The sequence below is a fragment of the Caballeronia telluris genome, from assembly GCF_001544495.1.
Taxonomy (GTDB): domain Bacteria; phylum Pseudomonadota; class Gammaproteobacteria; order Burkholderiales; family Burkholderiaceae; genus Caballeronia; species Caballeronia telluris.
Genome location: NZ_FCNZ02000041.1, coordinates 1 through 22,292, shown reverse-complemented (window position 1 = coordinate 22,292; position 22,292 = coordinate 1). Strand labels below are relative to the sequence as shown.

The 22,292-nt window shown below is 61.8% G+C and carries 19 protein-coding genes and 3 pseudogenes; 12 read left to right on the top strand and 10 right to left on the bottom strand.

Going from position 1 to position 22,292, the window contains the following annotated elements; all coding sequences use genetic code 11:
- Nucleotides 1–34 precede the first annotated feature (34 nt).
- The 3 genes and pseudogenes from AWB66_RS29300 to AWB66_RS29290 all read left to right on the top strand — a co-directional run.
- On the top strand, nucleotides 35–2,224 hold the full coding sequence (locus AWB66_RS29300; RefSeq protein ID WP_087633549.1) for an amylo-alpha-1,6-glucosidase: 2,190 nt from the start codon (nucleotides 35–37) through the stop codon (nucleotides 2,222–2,224).
- Between the two features lie 254 nt (nucleotides 2,225–2,478).
- Nucleotides 2,479–4,554 carry a transketolase gene (tkt, locus tag AWB66_RS29295; protein ID WP_087633548.1) on the top strand — a complete coding sequence of 692 codons (2,076 nt, stop codon included), beginning with the start codon at nucleotides 2,479–2,481 and terminating at the stop codon, nucleotides 4,552–4,554.
- 152 nt (nucleotides 4,555–4,706) lie between these two features.
- Nucleotides 4,707–5,531, top strand: a pseudogene (locus AWB66_RS29290) (NRAMP family divalent metal transporter); the annotation flags it as partial.
- Here AWB66_RS29290 and AWB66_RS29285 read toward each other — a convergent pair.
- A complete protein-coding gene (locus AWB66_RS29285; RefSeq protein WP_200819098.1) occupies nucleotides 5,523–6,920 on the bottom strand; it encodes an IS30 family transposase in 1,398 nt (465 codons plus the stop codon). The pseudogene AWB66_RS29290 and the gene AWB66_RS29285 overlap by 9 nt on opposite strands.
- Before the next feature lie 49 nt (nucleotides 6,921–6,969).
- On the opposite strand from AWB66_RS29285, the pseudogene AWB66_RS29280 reads away from it, so the two are divergent.
- Nucleotides 6,970–7,449: pseudogene (locus AWB66_RS29280) on the top strand (divalent metal cation transporter); the annotation flags it as partial.
- 8 nt (nucleotides 7,450–7,457) lie between these two features.
- Here the strand turns inward: AWB66_RS29280 and AWB66_RS29275 are convergent.
- The 6 genes and pseudogenes from AWB66_RS29275 to AWB66_RS29250 all read right to left on the bottom strand — a co-directional run bounded on the left by AWB66_RS29275 (nucleotide 7,458) and on the right by AWB66_RS29250 (nucleotide 13,284).
- Nucleotides 7,458–9,191 carry a molybdopterin-dependent oxidoreductase gene (locus tag AWB66_RS29275; protein WP_087633546.1) on the bottom strand — a complete coding sequence of 578 codons (1,734 nt, stop codon included), beginning with the start codon at nucleotides 9,189–9,191 and terminating at the stop codon, nucleotides 7,458–7,460.
- Nucleotides 9,192–9,336: 145 nt separating this feature from the next.
- On the bottom strand, nucleotides 9,337–9,654 hold the full coding sequence (locus tag AWB66_RS29270) for a chaperone modulator CbpM (protein ID WP_087633545.1): 318 nt from the start codon (nucleotides 9,652–9,654) through the stop codon (nucleotides 9,337–9,339).
- A pseudogene (locus AWB66_RS29265) lies at nucleotides 9,651–10,669 on the bottom strand (DnaJ C-terminal domain-containing protein). The gene AWB66_RS29270 and the pseudogene AWB66_RS29265 overlap by 4 nt, the downstream one beginning before the upstream one ends.
- A 78-nt stretch (nucleotides 10,670–10,747) precedes the next feature.
- Nucleotides 10,748–12,316 carry an FAD-dependent oxidoreductase gene (locus AWB66_RS29260; RefSeq protein ID WP_087633544.1) on the bottom strand — a complete coding sequence of 523 codons (1,569 nt, stop codon included), beginning with the start codon at nucleotides 12,314–12,316 and terminating at the stop codon, nucleotides 10,748–10,750.
- A gap of 76 nt (nucleotides 12,317–12,392) precedes the next feature.
- Nucleotides 12,393–12,848: a DUF2231 domain-containing protein gene (locus tag AWB66_RS29255; RefSeq protein WP_087633543.1), complete on the bottom strand. Its 456-nt coding sequence runs from the start codon at nucleotides 12,846–12,848 to the stop codon at nucleotides 12,393–12,395.
- 220 nt (nucleotides 12,849–13,068) lie between these two features.
- Complete coding sequence (locus AWB66_RS29250; RefSeq protein ID WP_087633542.1) at nucleotides 13,069–13,284, bottom strand: hypervirulence associated TUDOR domain-containing protein; 216 nt, start codon at nucleotides 13,282–13,284, stop codon at nucleotides 13,069–13,071.
- Nucleotides 13,285–13,645: 361 nt separating this feature from the next.
- On the opposite strand from AWB66_RS29250, the gene ctaD reads away from it, so the two are divergent.
- From ctaD to AWB66_RS29210, 8 genes are all read left to right on the top strand, one after another.
- Complete coding sequence (gene ctaD, locus AWB66_RS29245) at nucleotides 13,646–15,235, top strand: cytochrome c oxidase subunit I (protein ID WP_087633541.1); 1,590 nt, start codon at nucleotides 13,646–13,648, stop codon at nucleotides 15,233–15,235.
- A 39-nt stretch (nucleotides 15,236–15,274) separates the two neighbouring features.
- Entirely contained in the window at nucleotides 15,275–15,490 is a 216-nt protein-coding gene (locus AWB66_RS29240) for a heavy-metal-associated domain-containing protein (RefSeq protein WP_407642340.1), read from the top strand.
- 134 nt (nucleotides 15,491–15,624) lie between these two features.
- Entirely contained in the window at nucleotides 15,625–15,996 is a 372-nt protein-coding gene (locus tag AWB66_RS29235) for a carboxymuconolactone decarboxylase family protein (RefSeq protein ID WP_087633540.1), read from the top strand.
- On the top strand, nucleotides 15,980–16,588 hold the full coding sequence (locus tag AWB66_RS29230) for a hemerythrin domain-containing protein (RefSeq protein WP_087633539.1): 609 nt from the start codon (nucleotides 15,980–15,982) through the stop codon (nucleotides 16,586–16,588). Before AWB66_RS29235 ends, AWB66_RS29230 begins: the two co-directional genes overlap by 17 nt.
- A gap of 76 nt (nucleotides 16,589–16,664) precedes the next feature.
- The gene (locus AWB66_RS29225; protein ID WP_087633538.1) at nucleotides 16,665–17,372 is read left to right on the top strand and encodes a succinate dehydrogenase/fumarate reductase iron-sulfur subunit; all 708 of its coding nucleotides are present in this window, start codon (nucleotides 16,665–16,667) and stop codon (nucleotides 17,370–17,372) included.
- Nucleotides 17,373–17,956: 584 nt separating this feature from the next.
- Nucleotides 17,957–18,367, top strand: a complete 411-nt coding sequence (locus AWB66_RS29220) for a cupin domain-containing protein (RefSeq protein ID WP_087633537.1) — start codon at nucleotides 17,957–17,959, stop codon at nucleotides 18,365–18,367.
- Nucleotides 18,360–18,977 carry a uracil-DNA glycosylase family protein gene (locus tag AWB66_RS29215; RefSeq protein WP_087633536.1) on the top strand — a complete coding sequence of 206 codons (618 nt, stop codon included), beginning with the start codon at nucleotides 18,360–18,362 and terminating at the stop codon, nucleotides 18,975–18,977. The genes AWB66_RS29220 and AWB66_RS29215 overlap by 8 nt, the downstream gene beginning before the upstream one ends.
- Before the next feature lie 35 nt (nucleotides 18,978–19,012).
- Nucleotides 19,013–19,399 (top strand): DUF488 domain-containing protein, encoded by a 387-nt coding sequence (locus AWB66_RS29210; protein WP_087633535.1) that lies wholly within the window; start codon nucleotides 19,013–19,015, stop codon nucleotides 19,397–19,399.
- 328 nt (nucleotides 19,400–19,727) lie between these two features.
- On the opposite strand, the gene AWB66_RS29205 is transcribed toward AWB66_RS29210, so the two are convergent.
- The 3 genes from AWB66_RS29205 to AWB66_RS29190 all read right to left on the bottom strand — a co-directional run.
- The gene (locus AWB66_RS29205) at nucleotides 19,728–20,159 is read right to left on the bottom strand and encodes a PAS domain-containing protein (protein WP_087633534.1); all 432 of its coding nucleotides are present in this window, start codon (nucleotides 20,157–20,159) and stop codon (nucleotides 19,728–19,730) included.
- A gap of 1,093 nt (nucleotides 20,160–21,252) precedes the next feature.
- A complete protein-coding gene (locus tag AWB66_RS29195; protein ID WP_087633532.1) occupies nucleotides 21,253–21,741 on the bottom strand; it encodes a hypothetical protein in 489 nt (162 codons plus the stop codon).
- A gap of 14 nt (nucleotides 21,742–21,755) precedes the next feature.
- Nucleotides 21,756–22,292, bottom strand: a 537-nt coding sequence (locus AWB66_RS29190) for an IS66 family transposase (RefSeq protein WP_143328364.1), incomplete at its 5' end; no start/stop codon positions are given.

Sequence of the window (22,292 nt, the reverse complement as noted above, 5' to 3'; positions counted from 1 at the left end):
GCAGAGGGTGATACCGGCACACGAGGAGAGGACCATGTCGCTCGAAATCAAGGTGGGGCCGCCACAGCTCGCGATCCATCAGGGGCACGCCGTCCTCCTGACCGAGCCGGATGGCCAGATCAAAGGACCGACCCAGAAGGGCCTGTACTTCTATGACACCCGCGTGATCAGCAACTGGACGATATATGCCGACGGAGAGCCGTGGGATCTGCTCAATGGCGGCACGCCCACCTCCTTCGACGCGCGCATCTTTCTGGCCAACCGCGCACTTGTCACCGAGGCCGGTCCGATCGCGGCGCACACCATTGGGCTCATGCTCAGCCGTCAGATCGGCGGTGGTGTGCACGAAGATCTCGATCTGGTCAATTATGGCCAGTCGGCAGTGCGCTTCAACCTCGAAATTGCAGTGCGCAGCGATTTTGCCGACCTCTTCGAGGTGAAGTCCGGCCACTTCATCCGGCGCGGCCACGTCACGACGAAATGGTCCGAGCGCAAGCAGCGTCTCACCACCGCCTACCATAACCAGGACTTTTCGCGGGAAGTCGCGATCACAGCGCACAACAACGGCTCGCCCGCGGTGTACGCGAACGGCCGGCTCACGTTCGACGTCGAGCTGGCGCCCGGCGCCCAGTGGCACAGCTGTCTCACCTACGATCTCTCGGACGGTCACAAAAGCTGTCCGGCACCCCACGCGTGCACCAGACTGGACCGCGACACATCGGAAAACAGCAAGCGGCTCGCGGACTGGCAGCGCGCGGTGCTCAAGCTCGAGAGCAGCAACGACGGATTCCGGCGCCTGTTTCGTCAGGCCACCGACGACATGGCAGCGCTCCGTCTGCCCGTTCAGGGCGCCGACCAGTCACAACTCGTGCCGGCCGCTGGACTGCCATGGTTCGTGGCGTTATTCGGACGCGACAGTCTGATCGCCTCGTTGCAGACTTCGCTCGTCTACTCCGACTTTGCGCGAGGCGCGCTGGATGTACTCGGCGTCTGGCAAGCAACCGGGCGCGACGACTATCGCGATGCGGAGCCTGGCAAGATCATGCACGAACTCCGTCTGGGGGAGCTGGCGAGTCTCAAGCTGATTCCGCACACGCCGTACTACGGAACAGCGGACGCGACCCCGCTCTATCTGATCACGCTGCATACGGCGTGGTGCTGTACGGGCGATCGCGAACTGCTGAAGCGTCATCTGCCGACCGCGGAGCGCTGCCTCGAGTGGATCGACAGGTACGGCGATCGCGACGGCGACGGCTTTCAGGAATACGCCACGCGCTCGTCGGCCGGTCTTGAGAACCAGAGCTGGAAGGACTCCGGCGACGCGCTGGTATACCCTGACGGGACGCTGGTGAAGGGACCCAAGGCGCTCTGCGAGTTGCAGGGCTACGTCTACGATGCGTGGCTGCGGATGGCGCAAATCTACGATGCGCTGGGTGACGCGGCCCGCGCCGCAGTGTTGCGCACGAAAGCCGCTGCGCTCTTCACGCGGTTCAATGAGGCGTTCTGGGATGAGGAGACGGGCTTTTACGCGTTCGCACTCGACGGCGAGAAGAAGAAAGTCCTGAGTGTCGCGTCCAATCCCGGCCATTGCCTGTGGTCCGGCATCGTGCCGCCCGAACGCGCGGCACGCGTCGTGGCGCGTCTCATGCAGCCGGACATGTGGAGCGGGTGGGGCATCCGCACGCTGTCGTCGAGCCATCCCGCTTACAACCCGTATTCCTACCAGACCGGCTCGGTCTGGCCGCACGACAACGGCCTCATTGCGCTGGGATTCAGGCGCTATGGCTACACCGAAGAAGCAGGCCGGATCGCACGCGACGTGTGTGGGGCGGGAGGCTTTTTCACGCTGAACCAGCTACCTGAGCTTTATGCGGGCCTGCATCGGGACGCGGCGAATTTTCCGGTTCAGTATCCGGGCGCCAATGTGCCGCAGGCCTGGGCTGCGGGATCAGTCTTCTCGCTGCTGCAGGCGATCCTTGGCCTGCAGCCGGATGCGCCGCACAGGATGCTCTATATCGACGCTGTACTGCCGCCGTGGCTCAGCGACGTGACGCTCAGGGAATTGCGCGTCGGCGAGCAAGCTTTCGATATCCGGTTCTGGCGCACTGAGGAGACGACGCAGTTTGCCGTGCTGAGGGGGGACCCGGCATCAGTCGCGCACCGCGAAATGACCGTATGGAGTGACCTGCTGAAACGTGACGTCGACGATGCCTCCTGCCCGTAGGTGGCCGCGCTCGGGCAGCATGCGGCTGCCGGTACCTGGCAAATTGACAGCGCCGTCGCAAGCGGGGCCCGCATCGCTGGATGGGTATGTGGAAGGTCCAGTTCCACAAAGCCATACGACTCGCGCATGTCTGGGCGCGCGTGGCCCTGCGCGCATCGAGCGGCGTAAGATGGTATCCGGATCTGTTCGCCAACGATGACACATGGTCCGGTAAGGCGTGTGCCTCGGTTTGCCAGCAACCAGGGAGAGCTTGCATGAACCCAGCGGTTTCCACCCCACCTGCGGCGTCGACGCTGGACGACCTGTGCGTCAATACGCTGCGTTTTCTGTCAGTCGATGCGGTGCAGAAGGCCGATAGCGGCCATCCGGGTCTGCCGCTCGGCGCCGCATCCATGGCTTACGTGCTGTGGACCCGCGTTCTCAAACACAACCCGGCGAATCCGGCGTGGCTCGACCGCGATCGCTTTGTGCTGTCCGCTGGCCACGGCTCGATGCTGCTATACAGCCTGCTGCATATGACCGGCTACGATCTGCCGCTCGAACAGATCAAACAGTTTCGCCAATGGGGGAGTCTCACGCCCGGTCACCCGGAGCGCGGCCTCACACCCGGTGTCGAAACGACCACAGGACCACTCGGTCAGGGCTTCGCCAACGGGGTCGGCATGGCGATGGCGGAGACACATCTCGCCGCACGCTACAACCGCCCGGGCTTCGAGATCATCGATCACTGCACCTACGGCATCGTCAGCGACGGCGATCTGATGGAAGGTGTCGCATCGGAAGCCGCATCGCTTGCCGGCCATTTGCAGCTTGGCAAACTGATCTATCTCTACGACGACAACCAGGTCACGCTTTCCGCAGCCACGGACATAACGTTTTCCGAAGACCGCGCGCGACGCTTCGAGGCTTACGGCTGGCATACCGAGTCCGTCGACGACGGCAACGATCTTGCCGCTATCAGGCAGGCGCTCGACAATGCGCGTGCCGAAACGCGCCATCCCTCGCTGATCCTCGTGCGCACGCATCTCGGCTACGGTTCACCGAACAGGCAGGACACCTACAAGGCACACGGCTCGCCGCTCGGCGAGGAAGAGGGGCGCCTGACCAAACAGAACCTTGGCTGGCCGACCGAGCCGGCGTTTTATATCCCCGAGCCCGCGCAGGCACATTTTCGTCGCGCGCTTGCAGAGGGGCAACACAGCGAGGCTGAGTGGAACACCCGCTTCTCCGCTTATACGCAAGCGTTTCCCGGGCTCGCGGAAGAACTGCTGAACGCGACGCGCGGCGAATTGCCGGCTGGCTGGGACCGGGACATTCCGCTCTTTCCCGCCGACGCCAAAGGCATCGCCACGCGGGTCGCGTCGGGCAAGGTGATGAATGCGATCGCGCCGCGTCTGCCGTCGCTGATGGGTGGCTCCGCGGATCTCGATCCCTCCACCTTTACCGCACTGTCCGGGCTTGGCGATTTCGAAGCCCCCGGCGCCAGCGCCCGCGACCGGCAAGGTTCCGAGGGAGGCGGCTGGAGTCGTGCCGGCCGCAATCTGCACTTCGGCGTGCGCGAGCATGGCATGGGTGCGATCCTGAACGGTCTGGCCGCTCACGGCGGGACCATACCGTTCGGCGCGACGTTCCTGATTTTTTCGGACTACATGCGCCCGCCGATCCGGCTGGCCGCGCTCATGCATCTGCGCGTGATCTATGTGTTCACGCACGACAGTCTGGCGCTCGGCGAGGACGGCTCGACGCACCAGCCCGTCGAGCAGCTCGCCAGCCTGCGGGCCGTGCCGAACCTCAACGTGATTCGCCCCGCCGACGCCAACGAAACCGCCGTAGCCTGGCGCGTCGCACTGGAAACGCGCGATCGGCCGACCGCGCTCATCCTGACGCGCCAGAACGTGCCGACCTTCGATCGGGCCCAGTTCGCAGCCGCCGACGGCCTGCGGCGCGGCGGCTACATCCTCGCGGACGCGCCCGGCGGCAAGCCGGCGCTGATCCTGATCGCCACCGGCTCGGAAGTCGCGCTCGCGATGGCCGCGCGCGACCGGTTGCTGGCGCAGAACATCGCCGTGCGCGTGGTCTCGCTGCCATGCTGGACGTTATTCGATGCCCAGCCGCAAGCGTACCGGGACGCGGTGCTGCCGCGCTCGGTCGGCGCGCGGCTGGCGGTCGAAGCCGGCGTGCCGCAAGGCTGGCATCGCTATGTCGGCGAACGCGGGGAGGTGCTCGGCATGGAGCGTTTCGGCGCGTCGGCTCCAGCCGATGTCCTGTTGCGAGAGTATGGTTTCACCACCGACAACGTCTGCGCACGCGCGCTGGCGCTGTCCGGTTAGCGAAGCGATGGAAGGCGAAGGCGCCTGTCCATCCGGTGTCCGGTCTACGCCACACGTCACGCGCTTCTGCGCTTCACAGCTGGATCGGACAAATCGCAGCTTGAACAGTCCCCGCTGGGGCAGCACCACTCCGGGCGTTTATGGAACACGACATGCCGTCGTCCGCAAAGGTCGATATCGAAGTCGACAGTCAGGCCGACTCGTGGTTTGCGAAGCTCGGACCAGGACTCATCACCGGCGCAGCGGACGACGACCCGAGCGGCATCGCCACCTATTCGCAGGCGGGCGCGCAATTCGGCTTCAACATGCTGTGGACCGTCCTGCTGACGTATCCGCTGATGGTCGCCATTCAGGTCGTGAGCGCCAGGATCGGCCGGGTGAGCGGCCATGGTCTCGCGACGAATCTGCGACGCCATTATCCGCGGTGGCTGCTGTACGGCACTGTCGTTCTCCTGCTGGTGGCGAACACGATCAACATTGCAGCCGACCTGACGGCCATGGGTGCGGCCGTCAATCTGCTCGTCGGCGGCCCCACGCGCGCTTACACGGTCGGACTGGGCGTGTTTTCGCTGGCGTTGCAGGTGTTCGTGCCGTACCGCGGGTATGTCCGCGTGCTCAAGTGGCTCACCCTGGCACTGTTCGCCTACGTCGGCGTGATCTTCGCGGTCCAGATCCCATGGGCGACCGTGGCCGTGCGCACGATACTTCCGCACGGCTCGTGGAGCGCGGGCTACATCACGACGGTGGTCGCCGTGTTCGGCACCACCATCAGTCCGTACCTGTTCTTCTGGCAGGCGTCGCAGGAGGTCGAGGAACTGCACGCGAAGAAGGGACAACAGGCGCTGACGGCAATGCCGTCGCAGGGTCCGGCAAATCTGAGCCGCATCCGCATGGATACGGCGATCGGAATGGCGTTTTCCAATCTCATCGCGTTTTTCATCATTCTCACCACCGCTGTCACGGCGGAATCAACCGGTCGTCGCAACACTCGAATGTTGAACGGATTTTAGATAGGTGTCCAGGGTTTCCGCAGGCGTCTTCCAGCCGAGCGTTTTCCGGGGCCTTGCGTTCAACGTGTTAGCAACTGCCTGAAGCTCTTGAACACTCCATCTGGACAGGTCCGTGCCTTTTGGAAAGTACTGTCGTAGAAGGCCATTGGTGTTTTCGTTCGTACCACGCTGCCATGGACTGTGTGGATCGGCGAAGAAGACTTTCACGCCCGACTCAATAGTAAAGCGTGCGTGATCGGACAGCTCTTTGCCGCGATCCCATGTCAATGATCGCCACAACTGAGCAGGCAAATCCGTCACCGTTTTCTTAAGTGCGTTGGCCATTGTGACAGCCCCATAACCTGCTAGCGCAGGCCCGTTCTTCGTGCGTGGGATCACCCCATAGCCTTTCTCTCGAGGTAAGTGCACGAGCATCGTAAAACGGCTGGATCTTTCCACCAACGTCCCGATGGCTGATCGATTTAAGCCGATAATCAGGTCACCCTCCCAATGGCCCGGCACAGCACGATCTTGCGCCTCAGCGGGCCGGCTAGAAATCATCACCTCCTCGCTGACGTGCGCCCATGCCTTGGCGCGCGCTCTCGCTCGGGGAACGCGCAACGCGCGCCCGGTGCGAAGGCAGTGCACTAACTCGCGCTTGAGCGCGCCGCGCCCTTGAATATAGAGCGCTTGATAAATGGCTTCGTGAGAGATGCGCATAGACTCATCGTCCGGGAAATCTGCCTGCAATCGATTGGCAATTTGTTCAGGTGACCAGCCGTTGACCCACTTTCGGTCACCGCGATGTGGTTTATTTCGCCCCTTGAACGGTGCCTGCCTGGGCCCGGCAATTTGACGACCATCGGCGTCATGTACGTTTCCCTCGAGGCGCTCCTGTACATATTGACGCAGCCGTGCATTAGTCGCCAGCTTCGCTGGCTTTGGTCGTTTAGCGAACCGTTCGGCCTTCCACTGCGCGACCGAAGCACGATATTCGAGACAACCACCACGGGTCGCCGCATTGCGCGTGAGTTCGCGCGAAACGGTTGATGGACTGCGCCCGATACGACGGGCGATCTCGCGCACCCCGAGGCCTTGGACAGAGAGCAATGCTATATCTTCTCGCTCAGCGAACGACAAGTATCGACCCGCAATAGGTTTCGACATGAATAGTGGCATGCCGCCACGATAGCGGAACCAGCGCGAGCCTACCGCTTGAGATGCGCCTACCGCCTCCGCTGCTTTCTCGCTTGTAATGCCAGTCGCAATCTGTTGCCAAAACCGACGTTCGATCTCATGTCCAAGTGATGGCGCGCCCGGCGAGTACATCGCTCCTCGCCCTGTCAACCGATACACCCGCTTTGCACTTGGTGCCATGCAACACCTCCTCGATCAAAGGTGTTGCGACGACCGGTTGAATCCGCCCACGCTGCATGCGCATCACATCACCGATATACAGACTTCGTCGCAGGCGGCTTCCGCGCTGAAACCGATCGCCGGCGAGTTTGCGTTCCTGCTCTTCAGTCTCGGCATCATCGGCACGGGGCTGCTCGCGTTGCCCGTTCTGGCCGGCTCGGCGGCCTATGCGATGGCCGGCACCTTCCGGTGGAAAAACAGCCTCGCGCTCGAACCGCAACTGGCGAAACGGTTCTACGGGATCATCGTGCTCGCGACGCTCGTGGGCCTCGCGCTCGACTTCACGTCGATCGACCCGATCAGGGCGCTGTTCTGGAGCGCCGTCATCAATGGCGTCACATCAGTGCCGATCATGGTGCTGATGATGCTGATGGCGTCGAACCAAAAGGTGATGGGCACCTTCGTCACGCCCGTACCGCTGCGGGTGCTTGGATGGCTTTCAACCGGCGTGATGGCGGCCGCGGTGATCGCAATGTTCGTTTTCATCTGAGAAGCGACTCAGATCGGCACGCGGTAGCCGTAGAATTCGTGATCCTCGTTGTAGCCGCCTTCACCCGCGCCGAGGTCGGCGAAATCGTGCACGAACTCAATGGCCGCAATCCACTTGACCATCTTGAAGCCGAGTTCGTTCTCGCAGCGCAGCCGCAACGGCGCGCCATGCAGGACGCTGAGCGGTGCGCCGTTCATCTCGTAGGCGAGGATCGTCAATTCGTGCCGCATGTTTGCGATGCTGTGCACGTCGTAGTAGCGTCCACCGTCACCGCCATCGGCCAATGAGTAGAACACCGCGTAGCGGGCATCGGCTGTGGGTTTCACCAGGTCGAGGAGATGACGCATCGGAACGCCGCCCCACCTGGCGACGCCGGACCATCCCTGAATGCAGAAATGCGTGGTGATCTGTTCCTGCTTCGGCATGGCTTTCAGCTCGGCGTATGAGAGCTCTACCGGCTTGTCGACCAGACCGTCGATTCTGAGCCGGTAATGCGCAAAACCGTCCTTCACGAGCTGATCGAACCCGGCCGATGCCGGCATCGTCCCATTGGGCCAGAAGTACGGCGAGATGTCCTTCTCGGTGAGCTGGCTCGTCGGGTCCCACCACTGCGTCACGCTATTGAACGGCCGGGCCATGAACGCGCCGATCCGCTGAACCCGGCGCGCATGACGCAGCGTGAACGGAGATGCCAGCCACCAGGTGACGGCCACCAGCATCATGGCCGGGACGAAGACCAGCACGCCGCTCCAGGTGTCGCCGTTGACGCCAGCGAACATCATGTTCAGATTCACGCGTGCGCCGGTAATGAACACCAGCGTCACGTGCGCGAGGATATAGAACAGGAACCAGCACAACGCGATGAAATGGATCGAACGCGCCCGCTGCCGGTTTAACGCCCGGCCGACCCAGCCGAGCCGGTTGGAAATCGCCGGGCTCTGCATGAAGCCGGTCAGGATGGAGGTGGGCGCCGCGATGAACACCGTGATGAAATAGGTGATCTGTTGCAGGCTGTTGTAGCGCAGCCAGCTGTGATCGGCGGGGAACGTGAGCGACAGGTACTGAAGGATGGTGGAAGCCGCGTTGGGGATCACTTCCCATGTCGTCGGCACCAGCCGCAGCCACTGGCCGGTCGTGAACAGCAATGCGTAAAAGACGATGCCGTTGATCATCCAGAGCAATGTGATCGAAAAATGCCACCATCGCGCAAGCCCGATGGAGTGACGGATTCCAGGAATGCCGAGCCACGTGGGAAGCGTGACCGAATCGTCCTTCGCGGTCCACACACGGCCGGCGGGCACCGCCTTCTGGAAGCGAAACCATTCCGTGCCGGGCGTGCAGTCGCGTTTCCAGTACAGCCGCGGGTGGTCGGCGAGAATCTGGAGTCCTGCGCGAATAATGAACGCCATGAAGAACAGGTTCAGGAAGTGCTGCAGCCTGAGCCAGGCGGGGAATCCCGTGACGACAGCCCCTGCGGATGGCGGGATACCCGGGTAGCGCACGAGGAATTCCTGCACCGTCGGGACTTGCCGCAGTGCCTGCGCGAGGGCCACGCCGATAACCAGCAGTACGAAAGCAATCGGCAATGCCCACAACACGTTGACCCAGCGCTGACCGATCCGGATCCTGGGAACCACGCCTGACTGCGGCGGTAGCCAGTGATTCAGGCGAACCCGATCGTCCGCGGGGCTCAGACTTGCCTCCTCCGGATCATGCGGGGGTGCCGGGTGTATGTGTGCCATCCTTGTCTCCTCCTTGCAGTCCCGCAACCTCGTGTTCCGTCAGGCGCGCATCAACCGCCTTGATTCAGGTTAGCCGGCTGGCCAACCATGCCTGGGCCTCGTGTCTAGCGCGCCATCGAGTCGATGAGGAACGTGAAAAATACGCTCAACGACCGGACGCGCGCCTGGAACGCGCTCGCAATGCGTTGATTTCATCGAGCAGGTCGAGGGCGAGCGCAATGCCTGGTGCGTTGATCTCGAGATCCTGTGCGAGCCGGCGGGCGGTTCGCACGCGTTTCAGCGCAGCGCCGCTGAAACGCCATTCGCGCGGCGTGGTGCCTTGCGGCTCGACTGCGCCTTCTGCGATCCATAACGTCAGCTGTTCTTCCGACGCGCCGCTTGCCCGGCACAATTCAACGAGCGTGAACTCCACGTCTTCCTCGACAATCTCACCTTCCACAAAGACCGTCACCGATTCTTTCATGGTCGACCACCCGTAAAATGCGCGCGCGGATCGAAGTGGAACGCCTGCCGCATCGCTTCGTAGGCCGCCCGCGCGCTGTCGCTGTCGGCCGGCGGCAGCATGATCGTCAATATGACGTACAGGTCGCCCGGCGTCTTCCCCGGAATCCCCTTGCCCTTGAGCCGCAGCCGCCGGCCGATCCCGCTGGCACGGTCAGCTCGACCGAGCCATCAGGAGTATGAACGGTTACCTGGGCACCGAGTGCGGCCTCCCAGGGCGCCACCGGTAGATCGAGCGAAATATCGCGTCCGTCGACACGAAAACGCGGATCCTCGCGGAAGCCGATTTCCAGATACAGGTCACCTGCCGGTCCGTGTGCCAGGCCGGCGTCGCCCTGACCGGCAAGGCGCAGGTGCTGCCCGGCCCGCACGCCCCTGGGAATGGTGACGTTCAGCGTACGCGGTTGCAGGATGACATGACCGTGCACATCGAGGACCGGCATTTGCAGCGAAATGGAACGCTGCGCGCCGTGATAGGCGTCCACCAGATCGATCACGACTCTGGCGTGATGATCCTGTCCGGGGATCGGGCGCTGCGTGCCACGATAGGCATCCTCCAGATCGTCCGCGGTTGCGGCGCCGCGATCGGGTGCCGCGCCATGCCTTTCCGTTTGCCGCGAACGCCCGCCTGTGTGCGCACCGCCGAACATCGCTTCAAAGAATTCACTGAAATCGGCATTCGCGCTGGGCGGGTTGCCCGCGCGGCTGAATTCGAAGCCCTCGTCCCAGTCGGGCGGCGGCTGAAAATCCTGGCCGTTCTGCCACTGGCGGCCCAAACGGTCATAGGCTGCGCGTTTCTCCGTATCCTTGAGGACCTGATAGGCCTCGCCCAGTTCCTTGAAACGGTCCTCCCCATCGGCCTGCTGGCTGATGTCCGGATGATATTTGCGCGCGAGCTTGCGATACGCGCGCCGGACCTCGTCCTGCGTCGCGGCGCGTGGCAGTCCGAGAACCTCGTAGTAGTCCCTGTATTTCATTCCAGCGTCCGCCTGATTCCGGGTCGTGCAGCCATCGCGTATTGCGTCGGCCTTTTGCCCGTACCTGTTGTGCTTCCTTCAGATCACCGTACCCGCATGTCGCCAGTCTGTCGCGGCGACCGTCCTCTCGAACTCGACCTCCGCGCGCAGACCTTCAAGATCGCGGTGAACGACAGCCACGGCCAGCTTCCTGCCACCGCGACGATAGGTGACCGTGCATGCCTGCGTCCCGGCATTGAGCTGCCCGTCGAGCTCGGCCTCATCCCAGTGCTTCGCGTGGCCGACATAAGCGAGACCGAAATCGTACTGCTCGGTCCAGAAGAACGGCACGGCGTCGAACGGCTCGCGCCGGTCGAGCATGTTGCGTGCCGCGGTCTGCCCCTGGCGTTCGGCCACCACCCAGTGTTCGACGCGGATGCGCTCGCCGGTGAGCCGGTCCGGCCAGCGGGCAATGTCGCCCGCCGCGAAGATGCCCGGGACGCTCGTTTCAAGGTATGAGTTGACGATAATGCCGCGATCGATGAGCAGGCCCGCCTTCTCAGCGAACGAGATCACCGGCCGTACGCCGATGCCGATCACGACAAGATCGGCAGGAAGTGTTTCTCCACTCTTCAGCTGGACGCCCTGCGGGTCGATGGAAATCGCTGTGGTGCCGAGGTGGAACGTCACGCCGTGGCGTTCGTGAAGCTCGCGGATGAAGTTTCCGACGTCTGGTCCGAGGATTTTCTCCATGGGAACGGTATCCGGCGCAACCACGCGCACCTCGACATTGCGCGCTCGCAGCGATGCGGCCACTTCGAGTCCGATGAAGCTCGCGCCGATCACCACCGCCCGCTTCGCAGTGAGCGCGCTCGTGACAAGTGCGCGGCTGTCGGCGAGCGTGCGCAGATAGTGCACATGCAGGAGATCCGCACCCGGCACTTCGAGCCGCACCGGCTCGGCGCCGGTGGCGAGGAGCAGTGCATCGTAGACAACACGGGTGCCGTCCACGAGTTGCAGATGCCTGCTCCTCGTGTCGAGCGTAGTGACGGGCGCATCCAGTTTCAGGTCGATGTGATGCGCCTGGTAGAACGCCAGTGGACGCAGCGGATTCGACTCCGCGGACGCGGTGCCCGCGAGGAAGCCTTTCGACAGGTTGGGCCGGTCACACGGCCCTGATGGATCGGCGCTCAGCAGCGTGATGCGCCCTGTATATCCCTCGAGACGGAGCGTCTCGGCGGCGGCATTGCCTGCCGCGCCACCACCCACGATAACGATCGATTGCGGCGTGCCGGACGCTGCCGGCAATGGCTCTGGTTCGACAGGCGTGAGCTTGTCGCGAACATACACGGTGCCGTCCCGCTGCTCGACACGCCAGCACGCAACCGGATCAAGCGCCGGCGCGCGCAGCGCCGCGCCGGTGCGCAGGCTGAAACAGGCATGATGCCAGGGACAGCGGACCGTGTCGTCGACCAGCATCCCGTCGGCCAGTGGAGCACCGTAGTGCGTGCAGACGGCGCCGATCGCGAACAGTTCGTCCGCGCGCCGCACGAGCAATACCGGCTCGCCGTGGGCGTGTCCCTGCAGCATCGCACCGTCGGTAATTTCTGAAAGCGCGACGCCTCCGGCGAGGTCGGGTCCGCTGAGTTGATTCGCAGGTTCGTTCATCCGATTCTCCTGACGTCGACGATGTGCGACAGGTTTCCCACCCGCCACTGTTCAGGACAGCCGCGGCAGCACGCCGCTATTCCCGTCCTTCGACACCCACCCCGTAGACATGCACCATCTGGCCGCCTAGCCAGCCTGACACAAAAAGCAACGCGACACCGGCAATCGAAAGCAGAACCGGCGTGCTCAGGCCCGGACTCACGCTCACAAAGCTTCGCATCCGCAGCCAGATATTGATCGCATACAGCACGACGATCGTCAGATTGATCGCCATGTGGGTCAGCGCTATTTTCCTGACCGGTGGGGCACCACCCTTGTAGAAGAGCAGGTCGATAAATCCAGGTATCGCCGCGCAGAGCGCACCGATGAGGCCGCCGACCATGCTGTAAAGCGCGACGGTGGACCACGCTTCTCCTGGGGCACCGGTGAGGCGGATGACGTCGCAGACGAGGGAAAAAATCCAGAGACCGATCGGAAAGACGACCAGCATCGGATGGATGGGATGCCTGCAGATGCTCGCGGGAGTGCGCATGGGTATCCTCCGTCGATCGCCAGACAAAGTTCGCGACGGGCGAAGCGCATTGCGGCATCTGCTGTCCTGTCACAACCCGGCCCGTTCTGTTGCGCCCGTTCCTTGTACCCGCGTGCACGCCTCACGGCAACGCACCCGAAATGGCCGATGCACGCAGGCTCGCAGCAACAGGGTTTCACATTCGTTGACGACCCGTCTGTACGGTAGCAGTCAACGTCTCTCAGGAAGCCATCTTTTTCAGCGCGCCACCTTTGTGCATCGCGATATGGTCGGTTTTGTCACTCTGGATCTCGTACTGTGGATCGTCCACGCTGGCGTGATGGGTGTACCCCTTGTAGGCGGTGTCTCTCGTATGCACCTTGATGATCATGCCGCTCACATGGCCGGCCTCCGAATTCCAGGTTACATGATCGCCAACCTTGAATCTTGTCGTCATGACGGATGCCTCCGTTCGGTGCTACGTGCCGTGCAGTGATATCGGGGCGCGCAGGCGCTGCAGCGCATTCACCGGCACACTTTCATGGTGCTTCGGTGCATTTCACTATAGATCATGTTGTGACATAGTTTAAATTCAATTGAATTGCCGAAGTTCATGACGCACAAGAGAGGAGGCGCCGTACAAGTCTGGCGACGCCGGACGCGTTCATCATGGAATGGCAATGCAGCATCCTTGTGCACGCGAATCTGCTGGCGCAGCGCATAGAGAGGTGACCTGCTCCGCGTCAGAACGATCGGCGCTCACTCGGGACGCTGCCGGTCGACCCAGTGCCTTCCTCACCAGCTGGAGCGTGGATCCGATGAGCACAGCGATACCGATTCCCCATGAACACCCCCCACACACACTGCCGCACGGCTGGCGTCGCTGGCTGCTCGCCACCAACCACAAGGACATCGGCACGCTGTACATGCTGTTCGCGTTCACCATGTTCCTGTCGGGTGGCGTGATGGCGCTGATGCTGAGGGCGGAACTCTTCGAACCGGGCCTGCAGATCATGCGGCCCGAATTTTTCAACCAGCTGTCTTCACTGCACGGCCTGGTGATGATCTTCGGCGCGATCATGCCGGCGTTCGTCGGTTTTGCGAACTGGATGATCCCGTTGCAGATCGGCGCGGCCGACATGGCCTTCGCGCGGATGAATAATTTCAGCTTCTGGCTCCTGCCTCCCGCGGCGATCCTGCTGATAGGTTCCTTCTTTGCGCCGGGTGGCGCGGAAGCAGCCGGCTGGACGATGTACGCGCCCCTGTCGATCCAGATGGGCCCGGGCATGGACATGACGATTTTCGCGGTACACCTGATGGGGGCGTCGTCGATCATGGGCGGGATCAACATCATCGTGACGATCCTGAACCTGCGCGCGCCCGGCATGACAATGATGAAGCTGCCGATGTTCGTCTGGACCTGGCTTATCACCGCCTATCTGCTGATCGCTGTGATGCCGGTGCTGGCGGGTGCGATCACGATGCTGCTGTTCGACCGCCATTTCGGCACGTCATTTTTCAATGCGGGCGGCGGTGGCGATCCGGTGATGTACCAGCATATTTTCTGGTTCTTCGGACATCCCGAGGTGTACATCATGATCCTGCCGGCGTTCGGGATCATTTCGCAGGTCATCCCGGCGTTTTCGCGCAAGCCGCTGTTTGGCTACAGCTCGATGGTCTATGCCGTGGCGGCGATTGCGGTCCTGTCGTTCATGGTATGGGCGCACCATATGTTCGCCACCGGCATGCCGGTCACCGGCCAGCTGTTTTTCATGTACGCGTCGATGCTCATTTCCGTGCCGACCGGTGTGAAGGTATTCAACTGGGTGGCAACGATGTGGCGGGGCTCCCTGTCGTTCGAAACGCCGATGCTGTTCGCGGTGGGATTCATCTTCGTGTTCACGATCGGGGGCTTCAGCGGCCTGATTCTGGCGATGGCGCCGCTCGACATCGCGCTGCACGGCACGTATTACGTCGTCGCCCATTTCCACTATGTGCTGGTGGCCGGGTCGCTGTTTGCGATGTTCGCGGGCTGGTATTACTGGTCACCGAAATGGACAGGACACATGTACAACGAACTGCGCGGCAAGATCCATTTCTGGGGCACGATGATTACATTCAACGTCGCGTTCCTGCCGATGCATTTTCTGGGCCTGGCCGGCATGCCGCGTCGCTATGCCGACTACCCGGCGCAGTTCACCAACTGGAACCAGGTGGTCACGATCGGCGCATTCGGCTTCGGCCTGATGCAGGTCTATTTCCTGTTTTTCGTTGCATTGCCGGCCTATCGCGGCACCGGTCTCGCCAAGGCGGCTGACAAGCCTTGGGACGGCGCCGAAGGACTCGAATGGACGGTGCCGAGTCCGGCGCCGTTCCATACGTTCGAGACGCCGCCGCTGGTTGAATAACCGCCGCCAGGCCGATAACCTGAAGCCAAGGAGCAGCGCATGGAACTGGAACATATGGAATTCGAGGTGGAGAAGATGACCGGTGATGGCGACGCACCGACGCTTGCCCGGGCCATCAGCGCGGTTGACCCCGACGCAAAGGTCAATGTCAACGTTAATGGCAGAACCGTAAAGGTTGACTCCTGGATGATGGCCGAGGAATTCCTGGTTGCGTTCGAGGACGCAGGCTACAAGGCGAAGATCAGCAAAGGTTGATCCGGAGTCCGCACGGGTAGTGGCGGATGAGCGCGGCGGCCGGCAGCTTCCCTGCGTCGCCTGCATTCGGACATGGTGTGCATTCGACGTCCACGTTGTGACGCCGTCATTGAACCAGCATTGGGAGCCAGGCCATGAACAAAGCAATGTATCCGCCGTCGAATCCCGGAATCGCCGCAAGGCGCAAGCAACTGGCGCCCGCACCGCTTGCTGCGTTCAAGGCATTCAGCGACAGCGTTTTCGCCGATGGCGCGCTGCCCGCGAAGACGAAACAGCTGATTGCCGTGGCGGTCGCCCATGTCACCCAGTGCCCGTATTGCATACGCGGCCACACGGCGGCCGCCCTGAAAAGCGGCGCGACCGGACAGGAGATCATGGAGGCCATCTGGGTCGCGGCCGAGATGCGTGCTGGTGCGGCGTATGCGCATTCAGCGCTGGCACTCGACACGATGTCGGAGAATGCGAACCCGAACCCTGACGAGGCGCCCCATGCCCACGGTCATTGAGCGCCTGCAGGCCGAACATGGCAGGCTGGGCCGACTGGTGCAACTGCTCAACGACGAGCGGTCACTGCGCACCGATCCGGGCTCCCCGAACATCGCGCTGCTGGTGGATGCGCTTTACTACCTGACACGCTTTCCCGATGTGGCCCACCATGCAATCGAGGATCGCATCGCGGAGAAACTGCGGGGCAAGAACGCCTTGTCCGGCGAGATTGCGCGGGAAATCGAGGCGCAACACGTCACACTGATTTCGCAGGGTCACGAACTTCTCCAGGATCTGGAAGCGGCGGCCCGTGAAGAAAACATGTCACAGGAACTGGTCGAAATCCACGTCCGTCTCTACGCGGAGCGGCTGCGGCATAACATGACTGTCGAAGAGCTGACGCTGTTTCCCGCCGCGTTACGCTATCTCGACGATGACGACTGGCATGCCATCGAACTTGTTAATGCGGGCGGACAACCGGATCCTCTGTTCGAGGGCCCGGTGGATGAGCGATTTGCCCAGCTCCATCGGGTTATTACAGCGGAGCGGGCGGCTCCGGCGGGCATTGACGATGGGAGTGAAAAGCAACCAGCTCGCCGGCTGCCTTATTGATCCGTAACAGCGGAATGCCGTCCCCCGGGAGCAGCATCACCGGCTCGGAACCCGGAACACAAAGTGGAGATGCACGATGAGTGACAGCCGCGTGATCGAGATCTTCCGGTATGACCCGGACACGGATACCAGGCCGCGTATGCAGGCGTTCGAGGTTGACATCGATCCGCGCGACCGGATGCTGCTGGACGTCCTCGTCAGGCTGAAGTCGGTCGACGAATCGATTTCGTTACGGCGTTCGTGCCGTGAAGGCATCTGCGGGTCCGACGCCATCAACATCAACGGCAGGAACGGTCTTGCATGCCAGATCAACATGAACGATCTGCCGTCGCGGATTGTCCTGCGGCCGCTGCCCGGTCTGCCCGTGATCCGTGACCTGATCGTCGATATGACATCGTTCTTCAACCAGTATCACTCGGTGATGCCGTATCTGATCAACGATACGCCGCCGCCGGAACGGGAGCGCCTGCAAAGTCCCGAAGAACGCGACCAGCTCGACGGCCTGTACGAGTGCATCCTGTGCGCGTGCTGTTCAACGGCCTGCCCGTCGTACTGGTGGAATCCGGACAAGTATGTCGGACCCGCCGGCTTGCTGCAGGCCTACCGGTTCATCGTCGATTCGCGTGACATGGCCACGCAGGCGAGACTGGACAATCTCGAGGATCCTTACCGGCTTTTTCGTTGTCGCACGATCCTGAACTGCACCGACATCTGCCCGAAGAACCTGAATCCCGCGTATGCCATCGGCCAGATCAGATCGATGCTCGCGCGCCGCGCGGTGTAATGGCGGGTCACATGTCCGCTATCGTGTGTTTTCTATCGATCAAACCCGCGCGCGACACGCGACCAGACCTCCCGGTCCTGCTGGCCCAAACGTCATCGCTCGAACGCGCAAGTGTCGGGCACCGGACAGACGCCAGTCGGGAGTCGGCGCACACCTGAACTTTGCGATCGAACCCGCCTGCGACGACGCCAATCTGTCCGCGAGTCCATCGAAACCCGTTGGAGAACGACCATGAGACCCTTTGCCCATCTACACGGCCCACGACTGACACCCGGGCCGGTCACCGGTGTGGGGCAAACTGGCACCCGTCGGTCGACCGGTCAGCAGCAGGACGACCTGAAGCAGTGGGAGCAGTCTTTCCCTGCACTGGATCCGGTCGATATGGCATCCGACCAGTCATTTCCAGCCAGCGATCCACCGGCGTGGATCTGGCGATAGGCGCCGGTGCGCGCTATCCGTTGCCTGCCGCGGTCCAGGTTTTCGGCGTCGTGCGGAGTATGCTATTGCAAGACGCGCGGCAGGTAGCCTGGCGATCCACGCCGACTTGCCGACCCTGACCGGGTTGTATGCCAAGGAGAGACGGGGTGGCCATCTCACATCTTTCGTCGGGCGAAATTGCGAGCCTGTTACCGCTGGGGGACATGCTTGAACAGACTCCGACCACGGCGCTGTTCAAGGAGGAGCGCCTTGAAGTCATGCGGATCGTTCTTCCGGCTGGCAAAGGGATGCCTGTGCATTCGGTTGATGGCCCGGTCACGGTGCAATGCATCGAAGGTGAAGTGGATCTCGAGATGAATGAAGGCCACCAGATCCTGCATGCCGGGGACCTTATCTATCTGGCCGCCGGCGTCCCGCATGCACTCACAGCATTCCAGAACGCTTCGATACTCGTGACCGTCGTACTTGTCAGTTCCGGCGAGTTGCAGGGGATCGCTGGTGGGCGACGCAAACACCATGACGACGACCTGGAAATGAAATGGCCAGAAAATGAGTAAACACCCGTGTTCTTCACTCGATGCGGTTCTGGCTGACGTGCGTGCCTGTCGCGTATGTGTGCCGCATCTGCCACTCGGTCCTCGCCCCATCGTACGCGCGCGGGCCGATGCGCGCATCCTGATTGTCGGACACGCGCCGGGGGCGCGCGTGCACGCATCAGGCATTCCGTGGGATGACGCGAGCGGCGACCGTCTTCGGAACTGGCTCGGAATCGACGCGACCTTATTTCACGACGAGTCGCAGTTCGCGATTATTCCGATGGGATTCTGTTATCCCGGGCGCGGCAACGGCGGTGACAAACCACCGCGTCGCGAGTGTGCGCAACTGTGGTTGGACAGCCTGCTGGAAAAGCTGCCGGAGATTCAATTGACCTTGCTGATCGGCCAGTATGCGCAACAGCATTTTCTCGGCAGCCGACGCAAGACGTCGCTCACGGAAACAGTGAGGGCGTGGAAGGAATACGCGCCAGCCTTCGTTCCGTTGCCGCACCCGTCCCCGCGCAACCAGCCGTGGTTCCAACGGCACCCGTGGTTCGAAAGCGAAGTCCTTCCCATGCTGCGCGAGAGGGTTGACCTGCTCGTCGCGCAAGACCTGGGACCGGCCGGGTAACGCGTATCGGGACACTGGTCTGAACGGAGCAGGAAATGCCACACGCGAAACGGAAGAGCCTGAAGATTTTTGTCAAGCGGGCATACGAGGATGCGACACCGGAAGACGGCTATCGCGTCCTCGTTGACCGCCTCTGGCCTCGCGGACGCAGCAAGGAGATACTGGCGCTTGGTCAGTGGGCGCGCGACCTCGCGCCAAGCGCTGCCTTGCGCAAATGGTTTGGACACACGCCCACTCGATGGGAAGCTTTTCAGCGACGCTACCGTCTTGAACTCGATGCTCAAGAACAGCAGCAACGCATGCGGAGCCTCCTTGCTGATGCGAAGGGGCAGCCAATTACGCTGGTCTATGGCGCGAAGGACGAGGAGCATAACCAGGCGATCGTGTTGCGAGACGTTCTTTCGCATCTGTCGGAGGAGTAACCGCTGATCTTTCGATATTCTGGTGTATGCCCGAATGAGAAGAGACGAAGAGACAGCGTGCGGGCGACGTCGGCTCGTGCCTGGCCAACCCGATGAGTGACGTGGCGCCGGTGCAACACCGAACCCGCGTCCGCCCGGTCCGAAATGACTCTTTCCAGCTTGCCTGAGACACGCTGTCCGGTACTGCGGCGCCGGGCAGCTCCGCTGGCGTCAATCTGCCTGTCGAAATCTGCCTGTCGCAGTGCGCCCGGCATCATGCACATCATGCTGGCCAGCACAGGCTGGTGCTCAGCGAAAGCAATGAAGGCACGAAAGCACGATGGTCACCTCACGGCGCCATTCCGGTCCTCGCGAGCTGTGCCTTCAGCGCGCGCATCTCTGCTTGGCGCTTCGTCACGTCCCGCATGATGGCCGCCATGCCATCGACCCGCCCTTCATGGTTCTTTAACGGGACGATCGAGAACTCCACCGAAATGCGCGTACCGTCTTTACGGTTCGCGGGTACCGACAACAGATCCCCGCGGTCAAAGTGGCTCTCGCCTGTTTGCATCACCCGACGATAGCCGTCCCAGTGACGCTGACGAAAGTCCGGCGGGACAATGATGTCGAGCGATTGCCCCACCGCCTCGCTGGCTGCATAGCCGAAAATCCGCTCGGCGCCCTGATTCCAGAAGTGAATCACGCCGTCCTGGTCACTCGCAATAATTGCATCAGAAGCTGTGCCGAGAATTGCCTGGGTTAATAGCTTGTCGAAGACCATCGTCAATCTCCTGTATGCGGAATCCCGTTTTGTCTCCGGGCGTACCCGTTGGCCGCGATACTGCATCGCGTACCTGCGGTATCGCAGCGATCATCGGGAAATGATATATCTAACGCAACACTTGTACCTCGCGGCCGTCGCGACGTAAGCGATAGGTGGTGGCTGCGCTGTACAACGAATCTCGAACGTTGGGTTAAGCCCGACGGGCAGCCGATCAAAGGCTATCTCCCAGACGGCGTTGCCCGCGGAAGGTCGTTCGAAAGGTCCGACAGCTGATAGTCAGCAATGAGGAAGAAGCAGTCGTATTCATTTCGAAGCCTGACCCCGTTCTCGAGCGCACATTCAAAGTGGCCAAAGCTCTCAAAGCCCGCGTCCTTCATTGACTCGGCTTGCGCCAAGCGTGCGAGGAAAGCCGTCGGACACATAGGCACTCGCACGGTCCGGCTGCTGCTGTCGACATCCAGTTATCAGATTGTGCATGGGGAATGAGTTCGCCAGCGTCGATGTGGCGCTTCGCTTCGACGCCGCGCGGTGATCCGGATCCGTCCTTAGTCGACAATCGCGATGGCGGTGACGACAGCGGCGAGGCGCGCCGTAAATTGGGTCGGCGCTGGCATCCCAAGTTTCGCGACAGTGCGACTTCCGCCGCGTGTACCGGCCATCACCTAGATTTGTCCCGACAGCAAATAGGTGGAACGCGGCATCCGGAACAGATCAACGATGCAGCAGTCCGTGACTCCGCCTGAATATTCCACGCCAAAGTAAACAGGAATTCCACGGCAAAAAGAACACGAATTCCACGGCAAAGTGAATGCCGATTCCACGGCAAAAAGAACAAGGTTTCCACGCCATCGCGAACAGGATTTCGAGGTGGCGGCGACGCGGGTCAACAGTGGCACGCTCGACAATTCTGTCGGGGGTGCCGAATGGCAAATGTCAGGTTGACCATGCGCAAAATCAGGGAAGTGCTGCGGTTGCATTTCGAGTGCAATCGCAACCAGAGGGAGATCGCCGATGCGGTCGGCGCCTCGACAACGACGGTCTGGCATTACCTGCGTATCCGTCAGCGCATCCCGTGTTGACAGGACTTCAATCAGATATCGAGGATTTTCCGTAATAGACCGTACGAGACGCGCCAGTGTCCTTCGGAGTCTGTCACGGCGATCGACGCCGTTTTAGAGTTCAGCCTGACGACGGTGCCGACACGCTCGTTTAGATGCTTGTCGGTGAATCCGACGGTGTCGCCGATGAAGAACTCTTCGGGACGCGGGCGCGGTGGCGGCGCTTCGTTTTGAATTGGGGCTGCGGTGGCATCGACGATAATCGCCGCATACAACACTGCCCATCGGCGTCGAGTCACGTTGTCCTGTACGACCGCTTGCGTATGTCGCAGCTCGGTGATAGTGCCTTCCGAAGGCGGTCCCAACGGATCGTCACCGATGTATCTGACAGTCATGCCGATGTGCAACCGCTGTCGGACTTCGAGAATGCGTCGGGGGTCATCGAGCATTTTGCCGATGGTCAGATAGAGGCGATATAACTCGGCGCTGGGCGCCTGCCGAAGGGAGTCCAGGATGTCCATGAAGGTCGGGGTGGTTAGCGGGCAAGCGGCAGCAGTTCATGCACGCGATTGACGGGATACGACGGCAACTTCTCTAGTGTTTCCTTCAGCCATGCATACGGTTCGAAACCGTTTAAGCGAGCCGTGCCGAGCAATGAATACATGGTGGCCGTCGCACGAGCGCCTCGCGGTGAGCCCGCGAAGGTCCAGTTGACTCTTCCAAGCGCAATCGGCCGGATTTGCCGTTCTAAAGCGTTGTTGTCCGGTAACAGAACACCGCTCTCTGTGTAGCGAATCAGCGCTTGCCAATGACGTAACGCGTAGCCGAACGCTTTGGCAAGCGGTGCCTGAGTCGGCAAACCGATGACGTTGCCTTCCAACCATTGACGGAACTGCGCTAATACCGGCAAGGTCTCCGCTTGGCGCGCCGCATATTTACGGTCAGGGGTTTGATGGTTGATTCGCGCCTCAATGGCGTATAGCTGGGCGATCCATTGCAGCGCCTGTGCCGCGAGCCCCGGCTTGCTTTGGGTTTTGGCGATCTCAACGAACCGTCGACGGCAATGCGCCCA